Source organism: Microbacterium sp. NPDC077391 (assembly GCF_040686955.1).
Lineage (GTDB): Bacteria > Actinomycetota > Actinomycetes > Actinomycetales > Microbacteriaceae > Microbacterium > Microbacterium commune.
Window position 1 is genome coordinate 985,192 of the sequence record NZ_JBFBMI010000001.1, and the last position, 22,110, is coordinate 1,007,301.

21 protein-coding genes are annotated in these 22,110 nt (G+C 69.6%); 17 read left to right on the top strand and 4 right to left on the bottom strand.

What is annotated here, in order from left to right; translation table 11 throughout:
• Positions 1-56: 56 nt before the first annotated feature.
• The gene (locus AB0O65_RS04495; RefSeq protein WP_071641378.1) at positions 57-983 is read right to left on the bottom strand and encodes a MurR/RpiR family transcriptional regulator; all 927 of its coding nucleotides are present in this window, start codon (positions 981-983) and stop codon (positions 57-59) included.
• Between the two features lie 188 nt (positions 984-1,171).
• Between AB0O65_RS04495 and argS the strand changes: the two genes are divergently transcribed.
• The 3 genes from argS (at position 1,172) to AB0O65_RS04510 (ending at position 4,354) form a co-directional block, all read left to right on the top strand.
• Entirely contained in the window at positions 1,172-2,836 is a 1,665-nt protein-coding gene (argS, locus tag AB0O65_RS04500) for an arginine--tRNA ligase (protein ID WP_363383333.1), read from the top strand.
• Positions 2,837-2,840: 4 nt separating this feature from the next.
• Positions 2,841-3,608: a DUF2993 domain-containing protein gene (locus AB0O65_RS04505; RefSeq protein ID WP_071641369.1), complete on the top strand. Its 768-nt coding sequence runs from the start codon at positions 2,841-2,843 to the stop codon at positions 3,606-3,608.
• Positions 3,609-4,045: 437 nt separating this feature from the next.
• Positions 4,046-4,354, top strand: coding sequence for a GIY-YIG nuclease family protein (locus AB0O65_RS04510; protein ID WP_071640608.1), 309 nt, complete (start codon positions 4,046-4,048; stop codon positions 4,352-4,354).
• A 195-nt stretch (positions 4,355-4,549) separates the two neighbouring features.
• Here AB0O65_RS04510 and AB0O65_RS04515 read toward each other — a convergent pair whose 3' ends face one another.
• Entirely contained in the window at positions 4,550-5,602 is a 1,053-nt protein-coding gene (locus AB0O65_RS04515; protein ID WP_191711784.1) for a YhjD/YihY/BrkB family envelope integrity protein, read from the bottom strand.
• A 121-nt stretch (positions 5,603-5,723) separates the two neighbouring features.
• On the opposite strand from AB0O65_RS04515, the gene lysA reads away from it, so the two are divergent.
• The 5 genes from lysA to prfA all read left to right on the top strand — a co-directional run bounded on the left by lysA (position 5,724) and on the right by prfA (position 12,838).
• Complete coding sequence (gene lysA / locus AB0O65_RS04520) at positions 5,724-7,115, top strand: diaminopimelate decarboxylase (RefSeq protein WP_363383336.1); 1,392 nt, start codon at positions 5,724-5,726, stop codon at positions 7,113-7,115.
• A 58-nt stretch (positions 7,116-7,173) separates the two neighbouring features.
• Positions 7,174-8,490, top strand: a complete 1,317-nt coding sequence (locus AB0O65_RS04525) for a homoserine dehydrogenase (RefSeq protein WP_313477972.1) — start codon at positions 7,174-7,176, stop codon at positions 8,488-8,490.
• 77 nt (positions 8,491-8,567) lie between these two features.
• Positions 8,568-9,476, top strand: coding sequence for a homoserine kinase (gene thrB / locus AB0O65_RS04530; protein ID WP_313478118.1), 909 nt, complete (start codon positions 8,568-8,570; stop codon positions 9,474-9,476).
• A gap of 167 nt (positions 9,477-9,643) precedes the next feature.
• The gene (gene rho / locus AB0O65_RS04535) at positions 9,644-11,737 is read left to right on the top strand and encodes a transcription termination factor Rho (RefSeq protein WP_363383338.1); all 2,094 of its coding nucleotides are present in this window, start codon (positions 9,644-9,646) and stop codon (positions 11,735-11,737) included.
• A 24-nt stretch (positions 11,738-11,761) separates the two neighbouring features.
• Complete coding sequence (gene prfA, locus AB0O65_RS04540; RefSeq protein ID WP_191711781.1) at positions 11,762-12,838, top strand: peptide chain release factor 1; 1,077 nt, start codon at positions 11,762-11,764, stop codon at positions 12,836-12,838.
• A 9-nt stretch (positions 12,839-12,847) separates the two neighbouring features.
• Here the strand turns inward: prfA and epsC are convergent, their stop codons facing one another.
• Together epsC and cysK are read right to left on the bottom strand one after the other, a co-directional pair.
• Positions 12,848-13,411 (bottom strand): serine O-acetyltransferase EpsC, encoded by a 564-nt coding sequence (gene epsC, locus AB0O65_RS04545; RefSeq protein ID WP_071642236.1) that lies wholly within the window; start codon positions 13,409-13,411, stop codon positions 12,848-12,850.
• A gap of 14 nt (positions 13,412-13,425) precedes the next feature.
• Positions 13,426-14,364: a cysteine synthase A gene (gene cysK / locus AB0O65_RS04550; protein WP_363383340.1), complete on the bottom strand. Its 939-nt coding sequence runs from the start codon at positions 14,362-14,364 to the stop codon at positions 13,426-13,428.
• Between the two features lie 116 nt (positions 14,365-14,480).
• On the opposite strand from cysK, the gene prmC reads away from it, so the two are divergent.
• From prmC to atpA, 9 genes are all read left to right on the top strand, one after another.
• A complete protein-coding gene (prmC, locus tag AB0O65_RS04555; RefSeq protein WP_071642238.1) occupies positions 14,481-15,338 on the top strand; it encodes a peptide chain release factor N(5)-glutamine methyltransferase in 858 nt (285 codons plus the stop codon).
• 68 nt (positions 15,339-15,406) lie between these two features.
• A complete protein-coding gene (locus AB0O65_RS04560) occupies positions 15,407-16,138 on the top strand; it encodes an L-threonylcarbamoyladenylate synthase (protein ID WP_071642239.1) in 732 nt (243 codons plus the stop codon).
• Complete coding sequence (locus tag AB0O65_RS04565; RefSeq protein WP_071642240.1) at positions 16,135-17,337, top strand: MraY family glycosyltransferase; 1,203 nt, start codon at positions 16,135-16,137, stop codon at positions 17,335-17,337. Before AB0O65_RS04560 ends, AB0O65_RS04565 begins: the two co-directional genes overlap by 4 nt.
• Positions 17,334-17,843, top strand: a complete 510-nt coding sequence (locus AB0O65_RS04570) for a hypothetical protein (RefSeq protein WP_071642241.1) — start codon at positions 17,334-17,336, stop codon at positions 17,841-17,843. Before AB0O65_RS04565 ends, AB0O65_RS04570 begins: the two co-directional genes overlap by 4 nt.
• Positions 17,844-18,022: 179 nt before the next feature.
• The gene (gene atpB, locus AB0O65_RS04575; RefSeq protein WP_071642242.1) at positions 18,023-18,766 is read left to right on the top strand and encodes a F0F1 ATP synthase subunit A; all 744 of its coding nucleotides are present in this window, start codon (positions 18,023-18,025) and stop codon (positions 18,764-18,766) included.
• Positions 18,767-18,809: 43 nt separating this feature from the next.
• Positions 18,810-19,046, top strand: a complete 237-nt coding sequence (gene atpE, locus AB0O65_RS04580) for an ATP synthase F0 subunit C (RefSeq protein WP_071642243.1) — start codon at positions 18,810-18,812, stop codon at positions 19,044-19,046.
• 27 nt (positions 19,047-19,073) lie between these two features.
• Complete coding sequence (locus tag AB0O65_RS04585; protein ID WP_071642244.1) at positions 19,074-19,616, top strand: F0F1 ATP synthase subunit B; 543 nt, start codon at positions 19,074-19,076, stop codon at positions 19,614-19,616.
• Entirely contained in the window at positions 19,616-20,404 is a 789-nt protein-coding gene (locus AB0O65_RS04590) for a F0F1 ATP synthase subunit delta (protein WP_071642245.1), read from the top strand. The genes AB0O65_RS04585 and AB0O65_RS04590 overlap by 1 nt, the downstream gene beginning before the upstream one ends.
• Positions 20,405-20,454: 50 nt before the next feature.
• Positions 20,455-22,095 (top strand): F0F1 ATP synthase subunit alpha, encoded by a 1,641-nt coding sequence (gene atpA / locus AB0O65_RS04595; RefSeq protein WP_071642246.1) that lies wholly within the window; start codon positions 20,455-20,457, stop codon positions 22,093-22,095.
• Positions 22,096-22,110 lie beyond the last annotated feature (15 nt).

The window sequence follows — 22,110 nt, forward strand, 5'->3', positions numbered from 1 at the left end:
TCATTACCTTCCGTTGTGGATGTGAATCGGTGTTGGGGTCGGGTTCTTCGGCGGGCTCAGGGCCCGGTGGTGTCGGGCCGGTGCGCGCGCGGTGCGCGGCGGTGCGGGGCCACGGCCATGGCGCTGGCGGCCAGACGGGTGGCGGCCACCCCGAAGGTCTGCTGTGCGGCGAGCACGTAGAGCAGGTCGAGCACGAGCAGCTGGGAGTGCTTGACCGACAGGTCGTCGGGGCGCAGGTAGGCGGTGGGCTCCGCCGTGGCGAGCGAGATGTCGGCGAGTGCGGCGAGGGGCGAATCGATGTCATGCGTGATCGCCACGGTGAACGCTCCTGCCGACTGAGCCTGGGAGAGCATCTGCACCGTCTCCTCGGTGCGCCCGGTGCTGGAGATGCCGATCGCGACCGACGACTGATCCTGCAGCACCGCGCTGGTGAGTCCGTCGTGCACGTCCGACCAGCAGTGCGCGTTGACGCCGATGCGGTAGAGCCGCCCCTGGAACTCGCGAGCCATGACCCCGCTGCCGCCGACGCCGTAGATGTCGACGTGACGCGCCGCGGTGATCGCGTCGGCGGCGCGCAGCACCGCGTCGAGGTCGAGGCCCCTCGCCGTGCTCTGCAGGCTCTCGACGTGCAGGTTCAGCAGCGTCTGCAGGATCTTGCCTGGCTCGTCGGAGGCGCTCAGCTCGCGACCCATGTCGGCATGCCAGCTCTCCTCGGCATCGCCGCGGCCGATCTCGGAGGCCACTCCGACCCGGAACTGGGTGTATCCGTCGAAGCCGAGTGCGCGGCAGAAGCGGGTGACGGTGGCAGCGGACGTACCGGCGCGATCGGCGAGTTCGGTGATGGTCAGCTCCACGGGAGCCGCCGGGTGATCGGCGACCACGTCGGCGATCCTGCTCATGGCCGCGGGCATGGTGCGCCGGCGATCTGCGATGCGCCGTGCGATCGTCAGGCCGTTTCCGATGTCGCGGGTCCGTGGCACCATTGCCTCCAGGTTCGTCGGGGGGCGGGAGCGCGAGCTCTCGTCCGGGATCCCCGTTGCACTGAAAACTATTCTCATGCGACGAAAACGTCAAACACCGCCACGTCACGAATGAATCACGAAGGGCTCCAGCGCGTGTGCGCGCCCGGGTTTCCGGCCGGGGATGCGGCGAGCCGTAGACTTGATCCCCTATGAACCCTGAAGCCCTCTCCGCCGCCGTCCTCGCCGTCCTCGACCCGATCGCGGCCTCGCTGCGACCGGATGAGGCCCTCGGCGTCGACGCCGCGGACATCGTGCTCGAGCGTCCGCGCAATCGCGACCACGGAGACTGGTCGACGAACATCGCGATGCGCGTGGCCAAGCGGCTGGGGTCGAACCCGCGCGAGCTGGCGCAGCGGATCGCCGACGGCCTGACGAGGACCGACGGCATCCAGGCTGTGGAGGTCGCCGGACCCGGCTTCATCAACATCCGCCTCGAGGCGGGCGCAGCAGGCGCCCTCGCGAAGACCATCGTCGAGGCGGGGGACGCGTACGGCACCAACGACTCCCAGGACGGGGTCTCGGTGAACGTCGAGTTCGTCTCCGCCAACCCCGTCGGGCCGCTGCACATCGGTCACACCCGCTGGGCAGCCCTGGGCGACTCGATCGTGCGTCTGCTGCTCGCCAGCGGAGCCGACGCCGTGCGCGAGTACTACATCAACGACGCCGGGGTGCAGATGGAGCGCTTCGCGCTGTCGATCCTCGCGTCGGCCAAGGGCGAGCCGACGCCCGAGGGCGGCTACCCCGGCGAGTACATCGCCGAGCTCGCGAAGCGCGTGCTCGCCGCGCACCCCGGCCTGCTCGAGCTGCCCGAGGTCGAGCAGCTCGTGATCGCCCGTGACCAGGCGTACGAGTATCAGCTCGCCGAGATCCGGGCATCCCTCGACGCCTTCAACGTGCCCTTCGACGTCTGGTTCTCCGAGCGCACCCTGCACGCCCAGGGCCCCGAGGGGCCGAGCCTCGTCGATCAGGCGGTCGACCGTCTGCGCGACCAGGGTCATGTCTTCGATGAGGACGGTGCCGTCTGGGTGCGCACCACCGACTTCGGCGACGACAAGGATCGGGTCATCCGCCGCTCGAACGGCGAATACACGTACTTCGCCGCCGACGCCGCCTACTACCTCAACAAGAGCGATCGCGGATTCCAGAACAAGATCTACCTGCTCGGCGCCGATCACCATGGCTACGTGCATCGTCTCAAGGCGATCGCGGGGGCGGCCGGCGAGGATCCGGAGAAGAACATCCAGGTGCTCATCGGCCAGCTCGTGTCGGTGCGCGGTGCCCGCCTGTCCAAGCGCGCGGGCAACATCATCGAGATGGATGACCTGCGGGCATGGATCGGCACAGACGCGCTGCGCTACGCGCTCGAGCGATCGCCGGCCGACTCGCCGCTTGATCTCGATCCCGAGCTGCTGCAGAAGCGCACGAACGACAACCCGGTGTTCTACGTGCAGTACGCGCACGCGCGCACGCACAACGTGGCGCGCAATGCCGCGGACTCCGGCGTGGATCGCTCGGAGTTCGCTCCCGAACTGCTCACCCACGAGACCGAGAGCGCTCTGCTCGGGGCGCTGCAGGAGTTCCCCCGCCTGGTGGCCTTCGCAGCCGAGGTGCGCGAGCCGCACCGCATCGCGCGCTACCTCGAGGAGCTCGCGGGTCTCTACCACCGCTGGTACGACAACTGCCGGGTCATCCCCAAGGGCGACGACCCGATACAGACGGTGCACCGCACCCGGCTGTGGCTGAACGACGCCACCGGTCAGGTGCTGCGCAACGGTCTCGACCTGCTCGGAGTCTCGGCCCCCGAGAGGATGTGACAGCATGACGAACACGACCGCCGTCAGGCGTCGGCCGCGCTGGCCCTGGGTCGTGCTCGTCATCGTGCTCGTGTTGGGGGCTCTCGTCGCCGTCGGCGAGCTCGTGGCGCGGGCGGCGGTGCCGAACACGATCCGCTCGCTCGTGATCTCCCACCTCGACCTGCCGGCTGAGCAGCAGCTCGACGTGCAGGTGCCCGGCGTCATCCTGCCCCAGCTGATCTCGGGCACGCTGGACGAGGTGAAGCTCGCTTCGGACGAGGTGACGATCGGCGGCATCACCGGCTCCGCTCGGGTCACCGCGAGCGAGGTGCCCGTTTCGGGCGGTGCGCTGGGGGCCGCGCAGGGCACCGTCTCGGTCGACCAGGACGAGTTCGCGTCGCTGCTCGACGCGTCGCAGCTGCCCGTCTCGGGCATCGAGCTGGCGGCGCCGAACGCGACGATCGAGGCCGACCTCGAGCTCTTCGGCAGCCGGATCCCGGTCGGGCTCACGGTCACCCCCGCGGCCGATGACGGCGACCTGCTGCTGACTCCGGTCTCGCTCATGTTCAACGGCGCGGCGGTGGACCTGGACGCCGTCTCGGGTCTGGCCGGAGCGGCGGGAGCCGCGATCACCGAGCCGCAGCGCATCTGCGTCGCCGATCGTCTTCCTGCCGGCATCACCCTCACCGGCCTGCGCATCGAGGGCAGCCGGGCTGTGGCTGACATCGCCGCCGACGGCCGGATCACGGTCGACTCCACGCTCCTCGATCCCGGCACCTGCCCCCGCCCCTGACCCTTCGGGTCCCTGACCCTTCGGGTCCCTGACCGTCTTTAGGGCCCTGAGCCTCTTTGGGTCCCTGAGCCTCTTTGGGTCCCTGACCCTCTTTGGGTCCCTGACCCTCTTTGGGTCCCTGAGCCTGCCGAAGGGCCGCCTGCTTGGGATCCCTGACCCTCTTTGGGTCCCTGAGCCTGCCGAAGGGCCTGCCACATTGGGGGTCCCTGAGCCCCTTTGGGTCCCTGAGCCTGTCGAAGGGCCGCCCGCTTGGGATCCTGACTGGATCCTGCTGAAGGGCCGCCCTTTATGGGTCCCTGAGCCTGCCGAAGGGCGGGCGGCCTCGCCCTGGGGAGCCCAGCTGTTCTGCCGCGCCCACGACCCGCCCAGAGGTGCTGACGCCGCCGGTTATCCACAAGCAATCACAGACGACCTTGCAACAGCGCGAACATGGACTCATGCCTTGGATGTACATCCTCGAGTGCGCTGACGGCGCCTTCTACACCGGCAGCACGAACGGCGATGTCGCCGCGCGTGTCTGGGCGCACAACTTCGATGATGTGCATTCCGCTGCCTTCACTCGAAAGAGACGTCCTGTCAGGCTGGTGTACGCCGAGGACTACCCGACGGTCGACGCGGCGTTCGCTCGGGAGAAGCAGGTGCAGGGCTGGAGTCGACGCAAGAAGCTGGCGCTCATCGAAGGCCGGGTGGACGAGCTTCCTGCGCTGTCGCGGCCTGCGGCAGACGGCGACGCACCTGATCGGTGAGTGGCGGCCCTTCGACAGGCTCTGGGACCCAAGGTGGCGGCCCTTCGGCAGGCTCAGGGACCCAAGATGGTCAGGGTCCGAGGGTATGGCTCAGGGGGGGGGAGAGGCCCTTCGACAGGCTCAGGGACCCAAGAAGTCTGGCCCTTCGGCAGGCTCAAGGGCCCAACGGGCTCAAGGACCCAGACGTGCAGCGGCTCAGTCGGGCGCCGCGGCCTGCTGCGCCGCACGCAGATGCGCGGTGGCAGCGCGCACATCGTCCTCCGCCTGACGCAGCGCGAACTCGGGCAGTGTCTCGGCGCCGAAGCGCTCAGCCACCCGATCCCCCTGCTCGCGGTGCGAGATCGTGATCAGGGCACTCGCCAGCAGGATGACCTGCGTCGAGAGATTCAGCCACAGCAGCAGGGCGAGCAGCGACGCGAACGAGGCGAGCAGCGGGTTGGCCTTCGCGCCGCCGACGAACAGTCCCGACAGCTCCTGCAGAACCAGCAGGCCCACCCCGCCCAGTGCGGCGCCGCCCCAGAGCGCCGAGCGCGATGCGCGCACGCCGGACAGCATCCGGTACACCGCGGCGATCAGCACGGTGTCCAGAGCGAACACGATCACCAGCGACAGCACGCGCACCGTCCAGAACACGGCGGGGGCGTCGCTCGCGACGCCGACGATGCCGGCGAACCAGCCGACCACCAGCTCGCCGGCGAAGGTGAGCGCGGCGGCGGCGACGAAGGTGGCTCCGATGATCAGCGCGAGCAGCGCGCTGCGCAGCAGGACGAGGTAGAGGACGACGTCGGCGGTGTCCGTTCCGGCGATCGTGCGCACGGCGTTGCGCATGGAGCCGATCGCTCCGAGCGCGGAGCCGATGAGCCCGATCAGCGAGATCACGCCGGCGACCGACAGCCCGCCCGGGGCGTCGATCATATCGAGCTCGACGATGCCCTTCTCATCTCCGGTGGCGATGAGCCCCGGCACCGCCGAGTCCACGGCCGAGACGACAGCTCTCCACGCGACGGCATCCTGGGAGAGCCACAGGGCGGCGGCGGAGAACCCCAGCAGCACGGCGGCGAACACGCTGAACAGCGCCCGGTACGTCACGGCGTCGGCGAGCATCGGACCGCGTCTGCCCGTGTACAGCAGCGCGGCCCGGACGACGCGCAGCCGCAGCAGCCGGCGGATCACCGTCGCGGACGTCCGCGCGATCCACCCCTTCTGCGCGGGGGGTGATGCGGGGTCGGGATTCGTCGGCCTCTCCATCCTCCCCACACTATTGAGTGCGTCGGAATGTGAACGGGGGTTGACTCGGCGGTGTCCTAGAATCAGGGTCGACCTCGTCTCCACGGCGAACCCGTCAGAACCGTGACCCGATTGGCGCTGCGTGCATTCCCCCGATTCCTCTCCCGCCCCCGGATGGCTGGTCGTTCCCGACGACGCCAACGACCTGGTCGAGGGGGTGTGGCCGCTCTCCGCGGAACGCGATGACGATGGCGAGCTGCGCATCGCGGGCGTGGGCGTCGGCGAGCTCGTGCGCGACTACGGCACGCCGCTGCAGGTGATCGACGAGACCGAGGTGCGCCGCCGGGCCGCGGCGCTGCGCTCCGCCTTCGATCGTGCCGCAGCCGAGCACGGCACGACCGCGCGCATCTACTACGCGGGCAAGGCGCTGCTGAACACGTCGATCGTGCGCTGGGTGCTCGAGGAGGGCCTGAACGTCGACGTCTGCACCGGCGGCGAGCTCGAGGTCGCGCTGGCCGGGGAAGCGGATGCCGGCCGGCTGGGCTTCCACGGCAACAACAAGTCGGTCGCCGAACTCGAGCGGGCGGTGGATGCCGGTGTCGGCACGATCATCATCGACAGCGTCATCGAGATCGAGCGCCTCGCCGCGATCGTCTCGCGCACCGGGGCGTCGCAGCGCGTCATGCTGCGCGTGAACAGCGGTGTGCACGCGGAGACGCACGATTTCCTCGCGACCGCGCACGAGGATCAGAAGTTCGGCTTCCCGCTCGGCCAGGCTCCCGCGGCCGTCGCGCGGATCCGCGAGGTCGACGGGCTGGTGTTCGCCGGCCTGCACTGCCACATCGGCTCTCAGATCTTCGGCGTCGCCGGCTTCCGGGAGTCCGCCTCGCGCCTGCTCGATCTGCACCAGGAGCTGCTCGCGGGCGGCGACATCCCCCAGCTCAACCTCGGCGGCGGGTTCGGCATCGCCTACACGAGGGTCGACGATCCCACGCCCATCGCCGACCTCGCCGAGGGCATCGTCGCGGCCGTCGCCGAGGGCTGCGCGGCACGCGGCATCCCGGTGCCCGCGCTCTCGTTCGAGCCCGGCAGGGCGATCGTCGGCAACGCCGGCGTGACGCTGTACGAGATCGGGACCACCAAGGACGTCGCCCTGGATACGACCACGCGGCGCTACGTCAGCGTCGACGGCGGCATGAGCGACAACGCGCGCCCGGCCCTGTACGGCGCCCAGTACTCCGCGCGTCTCGCGTCGCGGATCGGCACGGGTGCGCCGATGCTCGTGCGCGTGGTGGGCAAGCACTGCGAATCGGGCGACATCGTGGTCGACCATGAGTATCTGCCGGGCGATGCAGGACCCGGCGACCTGATCGCCGTCGCCGCGACCGGAGCGTACTGCGCGCCCCTGTCGAGCAACTACAACCACGTGCCCAGGCCGCCCATCGTCGCGGTGGCTGACGGACGATCGCGCGTCATCGTGCGCGGCGAGTCGATCGCCGACCTGCTCGCGCGCGACGCCGGCATCCCGCAGTGAGCCATGGCCGTCCGAGGCCAGACCCGACATCCTGACCCGACCGTGCTGAGGAGCGCAGATGACTGACTACCGACGACTTCGCGTGGCGCTGCTGGGAGCGGGAGCCGTGGGCTCTCAGGTGGCATCGCTGCTGCTGCGCCACGGCGACGAGCTCGCCGACCGCGCGGGGGCCCGGCTGGAGCTCGCGGGCATCGCCGTGCGCGACGTGGACGCCCCGCGCGACGTCGACCTGCCCCGCGAGCTGTTCACCACCGACGCGGAGACGCTGATCACCGGATCCGACATCGTCATCGAGCTGATGGGCGGGATCGAGCCGGCGCGCTCGCACATCCTGCTGGGCCTGGGCTCCGGCGCAGACGTCGTCACCGCCAACAAGGCGCTGCTCGCCACGCACGGCCCGGAGATCTACGAGGCCGCCGAGCGGGTCGGCGCCTCGGTGTACTACGAGGCCGCCGCAGCCGGCGCGATCCCGATCATCCGACCGCTGCGCGACTCGCTCGCCGGCGACCGCGTCGTGCGCATCATGGGCATCGTCAACGGCACGACCAACTACATCCTCGACCGCATGGACAGCGAGGGCGCCGATTTCGACGACGTGCTCGCCGATGCCCAGCGGCTCGGCTACGCCGAAGCGGATCCCACCGCCGACGTCGAGGGATACGACGCCGCGCAGAAGGCGGCGATCCTGGCATCCCTCGCCTTCCACACCACCGTCCCGCTCGACGCCGTGCATCGCGAGGGCATCACGGGTGTGACCGCCGACATGATCGAGGAGGCCCGCGAGGCCGGATTCGTGATCAAGCTGCTGGCGGTGTGCGAGCGCCTCGTAGACGGCGGACCGGAGTCGATCTCGGTGCGGGTGTACCCGGCCCTCGTGCCGCGCGATCACCCGCTCGGCGCGGTGCACGGCGCGAACAACGCCGTCTTCGTCGAGGCCGAGGCCGCGGGCTCGCTGATGTTCTACGGCGCAGGCGCCGGAGGCGTGCAGACCGCGTCCGCGGTTCTCGGCGATGTCGTCTCGGCGGCCCGTCGCCACATCGCCGGCGGCACCGGGGTCGGCGAATCGACGCGCGCGAACCTGCCGGTCGTCTCGATCGGACATGTGCTGACCCGCTACCAGATCACCCTCGAGGTGTCGGATGAGGCGGGCGTGCTCGCCACCATCGCCGGTCTGCTCAGCGACGGCGGCGTCTCGGTGGCCACGCTCGTGCAGACCGTGATCCCGGCCGCCGACGACACCGACCGCGAGAGCGCCCGGCTGATCATCGGCACGCACCGCGCCACGGACAGCGCGCTCAGCGCGGCCGTCGACCGGCTCGCCGCGAGCGACGTCGTCGAGCGTGTGGTGTCGGTGCTGCGCGTCGAGGGGGAGTGAGCGTGGGGGTCACCCTCGTGCCGGCCGAGCCGGTCACCTCGCAGGCGCCGCACGTCGACGGAGCGACCCGCACCGTCATGGTCACCGTCCCCGCGACCAGCGCCAACCTCGGTCCTGGATTCGACACCCTCGGGCTCGCCCTCAGCGTGTACGACACGCTCACGGCATCGTCCTTCGACGACGACCGCCTCGTGATCGACGTCACCGGGTCGGGCGCGGAGGAGATCCCGACCGATGCGAGCAACCTCGTCGTCCGCTCCATCGCGCACGTGTACGCCGATGTCGGGCGCCGGATGCCCGGGCTGCATCTTCACGCCGAGAACGGCGTGCCGCACGGGCGCGGCCTCGGCTCATCCGGCGCGGCGGTGACCGCGGGGATCCTGATCGCGAAGGGCCTGCTGGCCGGCGACGTCGAGCTCGACGACGAGGCGCTGCTGCGTCTGGCCACGGAGCTCGAGGGCCACCCGGACAACGTCGCCCCCGCCCTGTTCGGCGGCCTGACCATCGCCTGGACGGGCGAGCGCGGCCCCCAGCACAAGAAGCTGCTCGTGCACCGGGGTGTCGCTCCGCTCGTGTTCGTGCCCGGTTTCACGATGTCGACCTCGCTCGCCCGGTCGCTGCAGCCGCCACAGGTCTCGCGCGAGGACGCCGTGTTCAACGTGTCGCGCTCGGCTCTGCTGATCGCGGCTCTCACGCAGAGTCCCGAGCTGCTGCTCGACGCGACCGACGACCGCCTGCACCAGGACTATCGTGGCCCGGCGATGCCGGAGACGCTGCGTCTGGTCCAGGCGCTGCGCGCGGAGGGCTTCGCGGCTGTCGTCTCGGGCGCCGGACCCAGCGTCCTCGTGCTGGCGGACGGGCCCGGAGCGCGCCAGCGCGCGGTCGAACTCGCCGATGTCGTGACGGACACTCCGTGGCAGGCGCACATGCTCGCGGTCGACGTTCAGGGTGGTACAGTGAGGGAACGAGCGGAGGGCACCACGTAACTTCGTGATTCTCGCCCTTTCGCACTTCTGCGAAGTCCGCATGCGATCCCCAGGAACATCCAGGTACTGGCTGGCAGGCGCTCTGCGTCGGCGCGTGTGATGTCCGCGGCATCTGCTGCGTGCAACATCGGACTGCTCGTCTTCCCACGACATATGAGGGAGTACTCGTGGAGAACCTCTCCGAGACCCAGAACGACACCACGACCACCGAGTCGATGACGGCCGAGAGTCCGGCACCGGTGCGCAAGCGCGCGCCGCGCCGCGCGACGACCGCGTCCGCCGCGGCGGCAGCCGAGGCGAGCACCGCCGCCCCTGCGACCGACGCGGCTCCTGCGGCCGACGCCGCTCCCGCGGCGGAGCAGCCGAAGGCGAAGGCACCGCGCCGCACGCGCGCCAAGAAGGCCGACGCCGAGACGCTCGACCTGCCCGTGGCTGAGACCCCGGCCGAGCCCGCAGTCGCAGCACCGGCCGCGGATGCACCGGCCGCCGACGCGCCGGCAGCGGACGCCGCTTCGGCGCAGGGGAACGACGGCGCCGAGGCGCCCGCGAAGCCTGCCCGCAAGCGCCCCACGCGCGCGAAGAAGAGCGACGCTCCCACCGCGGCGGCGCCGGACGAGGGCGCCCCCGAGGCGTCCCAGCCCGCCGACCAGAGCGCTGGCGCAGGCGATGACCAGGCTGCGGATGCCCCGGCTGAGGCCGTCAAGCGCCCCGCGCGCGGACGCCGCGGCGCGAAGGCCGCAGAGCCCGAGACCGCTCCCGCCGACGCGTCCGCCGATTCGGCTCCGAGCGAGCAGACCCCCGCCGCCGATCAGAGCAGCGGTGACGGCGACGGCGACGGCGACGGTTCCAGCCGCAGTCGCAGCCGCAGTCGCAGCCGCAGCAGGGGACGCGGTGACAAGAACGGCGGCGACAAGACCGCCAACGGCCAGAACAACGGCGGTCAGAACGGCGGCGCTCAGAGCAGCGGCGGCCAGAGCGACTCCGACGAGGAGAGCGGCTCTGCTCGCGGACGGCAGCGAGGCAGCAAGCGCCGCGGTGGCGGCAACACCACCGCGGACGAGTTCGACACCGAGATCGGCGAGGACGACGTGCTCATCCCCGTCGCCGGAATCCTCGACGTGCTCGACAACTACGCCTTCGTGCGCACCACCGGCTACCTCGCCGGCTCGAGCGACGTGTACGTCTCGCTCGGCCAGGTGAAGAAGTACAACCTGCGCAAGGGCGATGCGGTCGTCGGCGCGATCAAGCAGCCCCGCGAGGGCGAGCAGCAGGGACGCCAGAAGTACAACGCGCTGGTCAAGGTCGACTCGATCAACGGGCTCTCGCCCGACGACGCCGCGAACCGCGTCGAGTTCGGCAAGCTCACCCCGCTGTACCCGCAGGAGCGCCTGCGCCTCGAGACCGCCCCCGAGAAGCTGACGCAGCGGATCATCGACCTGGTCGCCCCGATCGGCAAGGGCCAGCGCGGTCTGATCGTCGCGCCGCCGAAGGCCGGCAAGACCATCGTGCTGCAGCAGATCGCCAACGCGATCGCGCAGAACAACCCCGAGGTGCACCTCATGGTCGTGCTCGTCGACGAGCGCCCCGAAGAGGTCACCGACATGCAGCGCACCGTCAAGGGCGAGGTCATCGCCTCGACCTTCGACCGGCCGGCGGAAGACCACACCACGGTCGCCGAGCTCGCCATCGAGCGTGCGAAGCGCCTCGTCGAGCTCGGTCGCGACGTGGTCGTGCTGCTCGACTCGATCACCCGCCTCGGTCGTGCCTACAACATCTCCACGCCCGCCTCCGGCCGCGTGCTCACCGGCGGTGTCGACGCCGCGGCGCTGTACCCGCCCAAGCGCTTCTTCGGTGCCGCGCGCAACATCGAGAACGGCGGCTCGCTCACCATCCTCGCGACCGCCCTCGTGGAGACCGGTTCCAAGATGGACGAGGTCATCTTCGAGGAGTTCAAGGGCACCGGCAACAGCGAGCTGCGCCTGTCGCGCCAGCTGGCCGACAAGCGCATCTTCCCGGCCGTCGACGTCAACGCGTCGAGCACGCGTCGTGAGGAGATGCTGCTCTCGGCCGACGAGGTCAAGATCACGTGGAAGCTGCGTCGCGCCCTCGCCGGCCTCGACCCGCAGCAGGCGCTCGAGGTCGTGCTCGGCAAGCTCAAGGAGACCGGCTCCAACGTGGAGTTCCTCTTCCAGATGCAGAAGTCCGTGCCCACGCCGAACGCGAACGGCGGCTCGCACGCCCACGAGAACAGCATCCGCTGATCCACCGCTGAGCGGAGCAGAGGCGTGTTCGAATCGGTCCAGGCCCTCATCGAGGAGCATCGCCGGGTGCAGGAGGAGCTCTCCGACCCGGCGGTGCACGCCGACGCCGCCCGCGCCAAGCGGGTCAATCGGCGCTACGCCGAGCTGAACCGCATCGTCGCCGCGCACGAGGCGTGGACGACGGCATCCGACGACCTCGAGGCGGCTCGCGAGCTGGCCAGGGAGGACGACGCGTTCGCCGCCGAGATCCCTGTGCTCGAGGAGGGGTTCCGCGTCGCGCAGGAGAAGCTGCGGCGCCTGCTCATCCCGCGCGATCCCGACGATGCACGCGATGTGATCATGGAGATCAAGGCGGGGGAGGGCGGTGCCGAGTCGGCGCTGTTCGCCGCCGACCTGCTGCGCATGTACGTGCAGTACGCGGCGTCCAAGGGCTGGAAGACCGAGCTCCTCGAGCGCAACGAGTCGGATCTCGGCGGCTACAAGGACGTGCAGGTCGCGATCAAGGGCTCGTCCTCCGACCCGTCGCAGGGCGTCTGGGCGCACCTGAAGTACGAGGGCGGCGTGCACCGCGTGCAGCGCGTGCCCGCCACCGAGTCGCAGGGGCGCATCCACACGTCCACCACCGGCGTGCTCGTCTTCCCCGAGGTCGACGAGCCGGAGGAGATCCAGATCGACGCGAACGATCTGAAGATCGATGTCTACCGCTCGTCGGGACCGGGCGGGCAGTCCGTGAACACCACCGACTCGGCGGTGCGCATCACGCACGTGCCGACGGGGATCGTCGTGTCGATGCAGAACGAGAAGTCGCAGCTGCAGAACCGCGAGGCGGCCATGCGCGTGCTGCGGGCCCGTCTGCTCGCCAAGCAGCAGGAGGAGCTGGATGCCGCGGCATCCGACGCCCGCCGCTCGCAGATCCGCGGCATGGACCGCTCCGAGCGCATCCGCACCTACAACTTCCCCGAGAACCGCATCGCGGATCATCGCACGGGCTATAAGGCGTACAACCTCGACCAGGTGATGGACGGCGCGCTCGAGCCGATCATCGAATCGGCGATCCACGCCGACGAGGAAGCCAGGCTCGCCGCCCTCGGCGGCGAGTGAGCCGCGGCCTCAGATCACGTAGTCCGACGCGGTCAGCAGAGCCCGCGAGTCGTCCGATCCCGTGCGCCGCCGAGGCTTCGCCGGTACACCGACGAGGATGCTGTCGGCGGGCGCATCCGTCGTCACCACGGCGTTCGCGCCGATGACGGACCTCGCCCCGACGCGCACCGGGCCGAGGATCTTCGCCCCTGCGCCCACGGACACGCCGTCCTCGAGGGTGGGGTGTCGCTTGCCGTGATCGCGGGTCCTGCCACCGAGCGTGACGCCGTGGTAGAGCATCACATCGTCGCCGATCTCGGCCGTTTCGCCGATCACGACGCCCGTGCCGTGGTCGATGAAGAAGCGCCGGCCGATCTTCGCACCGGGGTGGATCTCGATGCCCGTGAGGCAGCGTGTGATCTGCGAGCCCATCCTCGCGACGAAACGGAGTCCGCGTCGCCACAGTGCGTGCCACACGCGATGGCCCCACACGGCGTGCAGACCCGGGTAGAGCAGAGCCACCTCGACCCCGCTGCGGGCAGCGGGGTCGCGGTGGCGGGCGGCCGCGATGTCCTCGCGGATCCGGGAGAGCATGCTCACAGGACGGGTCAGTCCTCGCGCAGGTCTTCGAACAGGGCGGTGGAGAGGTAGCGCTCACCGGTGTCGCAGCCGATGACGACGATCTGCTTGCCCTTGCTCTCGGGGCGCGCGGCGATCTTCAGCGCCTGAGCGACGGCGGCCCCGGCGGAGATGCCGACGAGGATGCCCTCCTTGGCGGCGAGCGCGCGGGAGGTCTCGAGCGACTCCTCGAAGCCGGCGGTGATGATCTCGTCGATCACGTCGCGATCGAGGATCGCGGGCACGAAGTTGGGCCCGATGCCCTGGATCTTCGCGGGGCCGGTGCGTCCTTCCGAGAGGAGGGGGGAGTCGGTCGGCTCGACGGCGACGACGTGGACCTCGGGCTTGACCGCCTTCAGCGCCTGGCCGACGCCGGTGATGGTGCCGCCGGTGCCGACACCGGCCACGAAGATGTCGACCTGCCCGTCCGTGTCGCGCAGGATCTCCTGCGCCGTGGTCTCGCGGTGGATCTGGGGGTTGGCGGAGTTCTCGAACTGGCGGGCCCAGACGGCACCCGGCGTGGACTCGATGATCTCCTGCAGCTTCTCGATCGCGCCCTTCATGCCCAGCGTCGGATCGGTCAGCACGAGCTCGGCGCCGAACGCCTTCAGCAGCACGCGGCGCTCCTTCGACATGGACGCGGGCATGGTGAGGATCACCTTGTAGCCGCGCGCGGCGCCGACCATGGCCAGCGCGATGCCGGTGTTGCCGCTGGTCGCCTCGACGATCGTGCCGCCGGGGTTCAGCTCGCCCGACGCCTCTGCGGCGTCGACGATCGCGATGCCGATGCGGTCCTTCACGCTCGAGGCCGGGTTGAACGACTCGAGCTTGACGAGAACGGTGGCGTCGAGGCCCTCCGTCAGGTGGTTCAGCCGCACCAGGGGGGTGTTGCCGAAAGTGCTGGTGATGTCGTTGTGGATGCCGGTCATGGCAGACCTTTCGTGAGCGGAGTTCTCGTGAGCGGAGTCAGCGACATCAGCCTACGTTGCGTACTCCGGGTGATGACGGAATGTGACCGGACGCCCGCACCGCATACGCTGGGAGAATGCCCATCCCGATCTCGGCGCAGCTGCGCGCCATCGCGCAGCGACTCGCCGACGCGGGCGTGCCTGACCCGCTCGTCGACGCCGAGCTGCTCATCGGTCACGTGCTCGGACTCGGCCGCGGTGAGCTGCAGGCCGCGGCTGTGCGCGGGGATCAGATCGCCGAAGCGGATGCCGAGCGGCTGGCCCTGCTCGTCGACCGACGCGCCGCACGCGAGCCCGTGCAGCATCTGACCGGTCGGGCCGCCTTCCGCCACCTCGAGCTGGCGGTGGGCCCCGGTGTCTTCGTGCCGCGCCCCGAGACCGAGACCGTCGTGCAGTTCGCGATCGATGCGCTCCTGGAGAGCGCGTCCGCGCAGCCGGTGGCCGTCGACCTCGGCACGGGCAGCGGCGCGATCGCCCTGGCGATGGCCACCGAGGTGCCGCACGCGAGAGTGCACGCCGTGGAGCGGTCCGCCGACGCATACGCCTGGGCGCAGCGCAACGCGCGTGGCGTCGGGAACCTGACCCTCGTGCACGGGGATCTGGCGACGGCATTCGACGAGCTGCGCGGCGTCGCCGACGTGGTCATCTCGAACCCGCCGTACGTGCCCGACGATGCGATCCCGCGCGACCCCGAGGTGCGCCTGCACGACCCGGCTCAGGCGCTGTACGGCGGAGCGGACGGACTCGACGTCGTGCGCGTGATCAGCTCACGGGCCCAGGATCTGCTGCACGCGGGTGGACTGCTCGTGCTCGAGCACGGCGAGCTGCAGGGCGCCGCGATCCGCGACATCCTCACATCCGACGGGTGGCGCGCAGCGGCGACGCACCAGGACCTCACGCGTCGCGACCGCGCGACGACGGCGCTGCGGGCCTGAACGCGGTCGCGACGGGCGCGCTCTCGCGCCCGTGGGCACGGAGGCGACCGACGTAGACTAGGAGCGCCATGTCAACTGTCTTCGATTGCCGCGACGACTCCCAGATCCTCGCCGGCATGCGCCACGCCCGCCAGGCGATCGCCCGTGGCGAGCTCGTCGTCCTGCCCACCGACACCGTGTACGGCATCGCGGCCGACGCCTTCTCTCCCGCCGCCGTTCAGCGCCTGCTCGACGCCAAGGGCCGCGGGCGCGACATGCCGCCGCCGGTGCTCGTCGCCGGACAGGACATGCTCGCCGCCCTCGTCGAGACGGTTCCCGCACCGGTACAGCGGCTCGTCGACGCGTTCTGGCCCGGCGGCCTCACGATCGTGCTGCCCGCTCAGCCGTCGCTGACCTGGGACCTGGGCGAGACCAAGGGCACGGTGGCCGTGCGGATGCCCGACCGTCGCATCGCTCTCGAGCTGCTGGCAGAGACGGGGCCCCTCGCCGTGTCCAGCGCGAACCTCAGCGGGCGCGACGCCGCGATCATCGCGTCGGACGCCGAGGCGATGCTCGGCGACAGCGTCGCGGTCTACCTGGAGGAGGGCTACAGCGAGACCGGCGTGCCCTCGACCATCGTCGATGCCACCTCCCTCGTCGCGACTGCCGACGGGGACACCCCGGTGGTGCGCATCCTGCGCGCGGGTGCCGTGACCAGGGAGCAGCTGGCCGAGGTGCTCGGGGATCTCCTCGAGCCGGAGGAGCAGCCGGGCGAGGTCGGGGAGCGCCCCGTCGACGAGAGCCCGGTCGACGAAGAGTGAAGCAGTACCTGTTCACGATCATCCTCACGGCGGCGGTCACCTTCGCGCTGTCGTGGGCGGTGTGGCGGCTGAGCCTGAGGTTCAAGCTGTACCCCGGCATCCGTGAACGCGATGTGCACAAGACCCCGACCCCACGACTCGGCGGCGTCGCCATGTTCATCGGCATCGCCAGCGCGGTCCTCATCTCCGCAGCCAACCCGTTCTTCGAGCGGATGTGGTCGCCGCCGAACACCCTGTGGGCCATCCTCGCGGCGGCGCTTCTGATCGCCGTGGTCGGGGTGATCGACGACCTGATCGATCTGGACTGGATGATCAAGCTCGCCGCGCAGTTCCTCGCGGCCGGGATCATCTCGGTCGGGGGAGGTCTGCAGATCCTCTCGCTGCCGGTCGGCGACATGATCCTCGTCTCGAGCTGGGTGAGCATCTCGATCACGATGTTCGCGATCGTCGTGGTGATGAACGCGGTCAACTTCATCGACGGGCTCGACGGTCTCGTCGCGGGCGTCTGCCTCATCGCCAACGGCGTGTTCTTCGTCTACGCCTACATCCTCACCCGCGACTCGGGCGCGACGAGCTACTTCAACCTCGCCACCTTCCTCGCCGCGGTGCTCATCGGCGCGTGCCTCGGCTTCCTGCCGCTGAACTGGAGCCCGGCGAAGCTGTTCATGGGCGACTCCGGCGCCCTCGTGCTGGGGCTGCTGATGGCGACATCGACGATCGCGCTCACCACGCAGGGCGATGTGAACGCGTTCGATCCGGAGCGCTTCGGCCGATCGCAGCTGCTCGGCGCGTTCATCCCGATCGTCCTGCCGCTGGTGATCGTCATGCTCCCGCTCCTCGACTTCGGCCTCGCGGTGTCCCGCCGGATGCGCGCGGGCCGGTCGCCGTTCTCGCCCGACCGCAAGCACCTCCATCACCGGATGCTCGATCTCGGCCACCGCCACCGCGACGCCGTGCTGATCTTCTACGCATGGAGTGCGATCATCTCGCTGACGGTCCTGCTGATGTACATCGCAGGTCGACAGGACTGGCCGGGCGGATACCTCGCCGCGGTCGCGTTCGGCGTGGTCGGCATCGTCGCGTGCCTGATCATCACGCGCACCCCGCTCAGCGTCCGGCGACGAGCCGCGGAACGCCGAGCCGCAGCCGCCGTCTCCCACCCCACCCGACCCGACACCGAGCCCATGGAGCCCCGATGACCCCGAGCCCCGTCTCCAGCACACCCATCCTGCGGCGAACGCTGACGTGGTCGGCCGGTGCCGCACTGGTGCTCGCCATCGCCGCCGCGGGTATCGGCTACGCCGTCGACGGCACGAGCGGGCTGTGGAGCGGCCTGAGCGGGGTTCTGCTCGCATTCGTGTTCCTCGCCATCACGGCGGGCAGCATCCTGTTCGCGAACCGCTGGTTCGGCGATCCGATCTACGTGCAGCTCTTCTTCGCGATCGTGCTGGGCGGCTGGCTGCTCAAGCTGGGTCTGTTCCTCGTGATCATGATCGTCATCAGCGGTCAGGCCTGGATCTCGCCGCTCGTGTTCTTCCTCGCGATCGTCGCCGGTGTCGTCCTCTCGCTCGTGGTCGATGCCGTCGTGCTCGTCCGCATGCGCCTTCCGCACGTGAGCGACATCGATCTTCCGACCGTCAACCCCGAGGACGAGGCCGACGCCGACGGTCGGAATGCGCACGGCGCGACCGAGAACGACCGCTGAATCTGGTAGTGTTTATCCGTGCCCGCCGCTCGTCTCGCGAGCGCTTGCGCTGATGCACACCGTCCCTCGTCGCCCCGGTTCTCGCCGGTGACCCGAAGCTGGAGCCCGCGCTGTTGAATCCCGTTGCGACCCTGACCCTTCGTCCGATCGCCGGTGACGGTGAATTCTACGGCCCCTCGATGGACGAGTTCTTCCCGGAGATCCTGTTCAACGCGTTCGGTGTCGTGCCGATGCATCGCATCCACCTCATCCAGCTGCTCTCCGTGATCGCCGTCGTGCTGTTCATGTGGCTCGGCACCCGTCGCATGACCGTCGTGCCGGGCCGCTTCCAGAGCGTCGTCGAGATGGGGATCGGCTTCGTCCGCAACGGCATCGGCCACGACCTCCTCGGCCGCAAGGACGGCGAGCGGTTCGCTCCGCTGCTCGTGGCGATGTTCTTCATGATCCTGTTCATGAACATCACCGGCATCATCCCGTTCCTGAACATGCCGGGCACCGCGATCATCGCCGTGCCGCTCACGCTGGCCGTGATCAGCTACGTGACCTTCATCTACGCCGGCATGAAGAAGAGCCCGCTCGGGTTCTGGAAGAACTCCCTCTTCCCGGCGGGCGTGCCGTGGCCGGTCTACATCATCGTGACTCCGCTCGAGTTCATCTCGACCTTCATCATCCGCCCGGTGACCCTCACCCTGCGTCTGATGATGAACCTCGTCGTCGGTCACATGATCCTCGTGCTGTGCTTCGCGGCCACGCACTTCTTCTTCTTCACCGCAGGTGGCGGCTGGGCGGCGCTCGGCGTCGGCACCCTGGCCTTCGGCGGCGCCTTCACTCTCTTCGAGATCCTGGTCGTCGTCCTGCAGTCCTACGTCTTCACCGTCCTCACCGCGATCTACATCCAGCTCGCGGTCGCAGAAGAGCACTGAGCGGGTCGGCAACTGCCGTCCCACCCAACGAAAGGAAAAACCCGTGGACGCTACTACGGTTCTCGCTGAAATCAACGGTCACATCGGTGCGGTCGGCTACGGCCTCGCCGCCATCGGACCGGCCATCGGCGTGGGCATCGTCGTCGGCAAGACCATCGAGGGTGTCGCCCGTCAGCCCGAGCTCGCCGGTCGCCTGCAGGTCCTCATGTGGATCGGTATCGCCTTCACCGAGGCGCTCGCGTTCGTCGGCATCGCCGTCGCATTCATCCCCTTCCCGTAATCCGCACCGACTTCTGAAGGAGACAGGATGCTGAACGCTCTTGTCACGAACCTCGCGGCGGAGACCGAGGCGCCTAACCCGCTCATCCCCGCGTGGTACGACATCATCTGGTCGGGCCTGTGGTTCCTCATCATCCTTATCGTGGTGTGGAAGGTCGCCCTTCCTCGCCTGACCGCGATCCTCGACGAGCGCTCAGCCGCCATCGAAGGCAACATCGCCAAAGCCGATGAGGCGCAGAAGCAGGCCGAGGCCGCGCTGGAGGAGTACACCCGCCAGCTCGCCGAGGCACGCGCCGAGGCCGGTGAGATCCGCGAAGCCGCCCGCGAGGACGGCAAGAAGATCGTGACCGAGGCCAAGGAGACCGCTGCCGCCGAGGCCGGTCGCATCACCGCAGCCGCTCACTCGCAGATCGAGGCCGAGCGCCAGGCGGCGTTCGTCTCGCTGCGCAGCGAGGTCGGCACGCTCGCGATCGACCTCGCAGGCAACGTCGTGGGGGAGACCCTCAGCGACGACGCTCGCGCGACGGCCGTCGTGGACCGCTTCCTCGCCGACCTCGAGAAGGCCAAGTAATGGGCAGCGCGACCACTCAGGCACTCGCGGCATCGACGGACGCTCTTGCCGCAGCGTCGGGCCTGAACCTCGACAGTGCAGCCGAGCTCTTCGCTGCGGCTCGCACGATCGGGGAGTCGGCTCAGCTGAGCGGCGCGCTCGCCGATCCTGCAGCTCCCGCTGAGGCGCGCAGCGCGCTCGTCTCGGCTGTCTTCGCGGGTGTCTCGGCTCCGGTGCGCGCGCTGCTCACCACGGTCGCAGCTCAGCGCTGGTCGTCGGAGTCCGATCTCGTCGACGGTGTCGAAGAGCTCGCGATCCGGGCAGCCGCCGCCGCGTCTGCCGGTGACGACGTCGCGACGGAGCTGTTCGGCTTCTCGCGCGTCGTCGCGGCGAACCCCGAGCTCGAGCTCGCGCTCGGCGGTCGGCTCGGCGGCGACGCCGCGAAGCGCGCACTCGTGGAGCGCGTGCTCGGCGGCGCCGTATCACCGGCGACCATGCTGATCGCCTCGTCCCTGGTGCCGCGTCCGCGTGAGCGCCGCGTTCGCCGGGTGCTCAGCCGCGCGGTTCGCATCGTCGCAGCTCAGGCAGGCCGTTCGGTGGCGACGGTGTACACCGCCGCTCCTCTCGCGGCTGCACAGGAAGCGCGTCTGCGTGACGCGCTCGCCCGTCGCTACGGCGGCGAGATCTCCATCAACCAGGTGATCGACGAATCCGTCGTCGGGGGCCTGCGCGTGCAGATCGCCGATGACGTCATCGACGGCAGCATCTCCGCTCGCCTCGCCGACCTTCGCCAGAAGCTCGCGAGCTGAACTACTCGACGCGGGGAACCGCGCACACCCAGACACACAAAGGGAAGACAATGGCAGAACTATCGATCAGCCCCGACGTCATCCGTGACGCGCTGAAGGACTTCGCCGCAGCCTACGAGCCCACCGGCGCCGCGGCGACCGAGGTCGGCACCGTCATCGACGCAGCCGATGGCATCGCGCACGTCGAAGGACTGCCGGGCGTCATGGCCAACGAGCTCGTCACCTTCGGCGACGGCACGAAGGGCCTGGCACTGAACCTCGACGAGAAGGAGATCGGTGTGGTCGTCCTCGGCGACTTCACCGGCATCGAGGCGGGCCAGGAGGTGACCCGCACCGGAGAGGTTCTCTCCGTCCCGGTCGGCGACGGCTACCTGGGTCGTGTCGTCGACCCGCTCGGCAACCCGATCGACGGACTCGGCTCCATCGCGACCGAGGGCTCTCGTGCACTCGAGCTGCAGGCGCCCGGCGTCATGCAGCGCAAGTCCGTGCACGAGCCGATGCAGACCGGCGTCAAGGCGATCGACGCGATGATCCCGGTCGGCCGCGGCCAGCGTCAGCTGATCATCGGCGACCGCCAGACCGGCAAGACCGCTCTCGCGATCGACACGATCATCAACCAGAAGGCCAACTGGGAGTCGGGCGACGTCAACAAGCAGGTGCGCTGCATCTACGTCGCGATCGGTCAGAAGGGCTCGACCATCGCCGGTGTGCGCGGCGCCCTCGAGGAGGCCGGCGCGATGGAGTACACCACCATCGTCGCGGCCCCTGCGTCTGACCCGGCCGGCTTCAAGTACCTCGCCCCCTACACCGGCTCGGCCATCGGCCAGCACTGGATGTACGGCGGCAAGCACGTCCTGATCATCTTCGATGACCTGTCGAAGCAGGCTGAGGCCTACCGCGCCGTGTCGCTCCTGCTGCGCCGCCCGCCGGGGCGCGAGGCGTACCCGGGTGACGTCTTCTACCTGCACTCGCGTCTGCTCGAGCGCTGCGCGAAGCTCTCCGACGAGCTCGGTGCCGGTTCGATGACGGGTCTGCCGATCATCGAGACCAAGGCGAACGACGTCTCGGCGTACATCCCGACCAACGTGATCTCGATCACGGACGGCCAGATCTTCCTGCAGTCCGACCTGTTCAACGCCAACCAGCGTCCCGCGGTCGACGTGGGCATCTCGGTCTCGCGAGTCGGCGGTGACGCCCAGGTGAAGTCGATCAAGAAGGTCTCCGGAACGCTGAAGCTGGAGCTCGCGCAGTACCGCTCCCTCGAGGCGTTCGCGATGTTCGCGTCCGATCTCGATGCGGCGTCGCGTCGTCAGCTCGCCCGTGGTGCGCGCCTGACCGAGCTGCTCAAGCAGCCGCAGTACTCGCCGTACCCCGTCGAGGAGCAGGTCGTCTCGATCTGGGCCGGAACGAACGGCAAGCTCGACTCGATCGAGGTCGAGGATGTGCTCCGCTTCGAGCGCGACCTTCTCGACTACCTGCGTCGCAACACGTCGATCCTCGACACCCTGCGTGACACCAACGTCCTCGATGACGCCACGGTGGCAGAGCTCGACAAGCAGACCGACGCCTTCATCCTGGAGTTCCAGGGCGGCAAGGGCCAGTCGATCAGCAGCCCGGGCAACGAGCAGGTGTCGGCCGAGGACGCCGGTGACGTCAGCCAGGAGAAGATCGTCAAGGGTCGTCGCGCGTAACCGCGTGAGGTACTG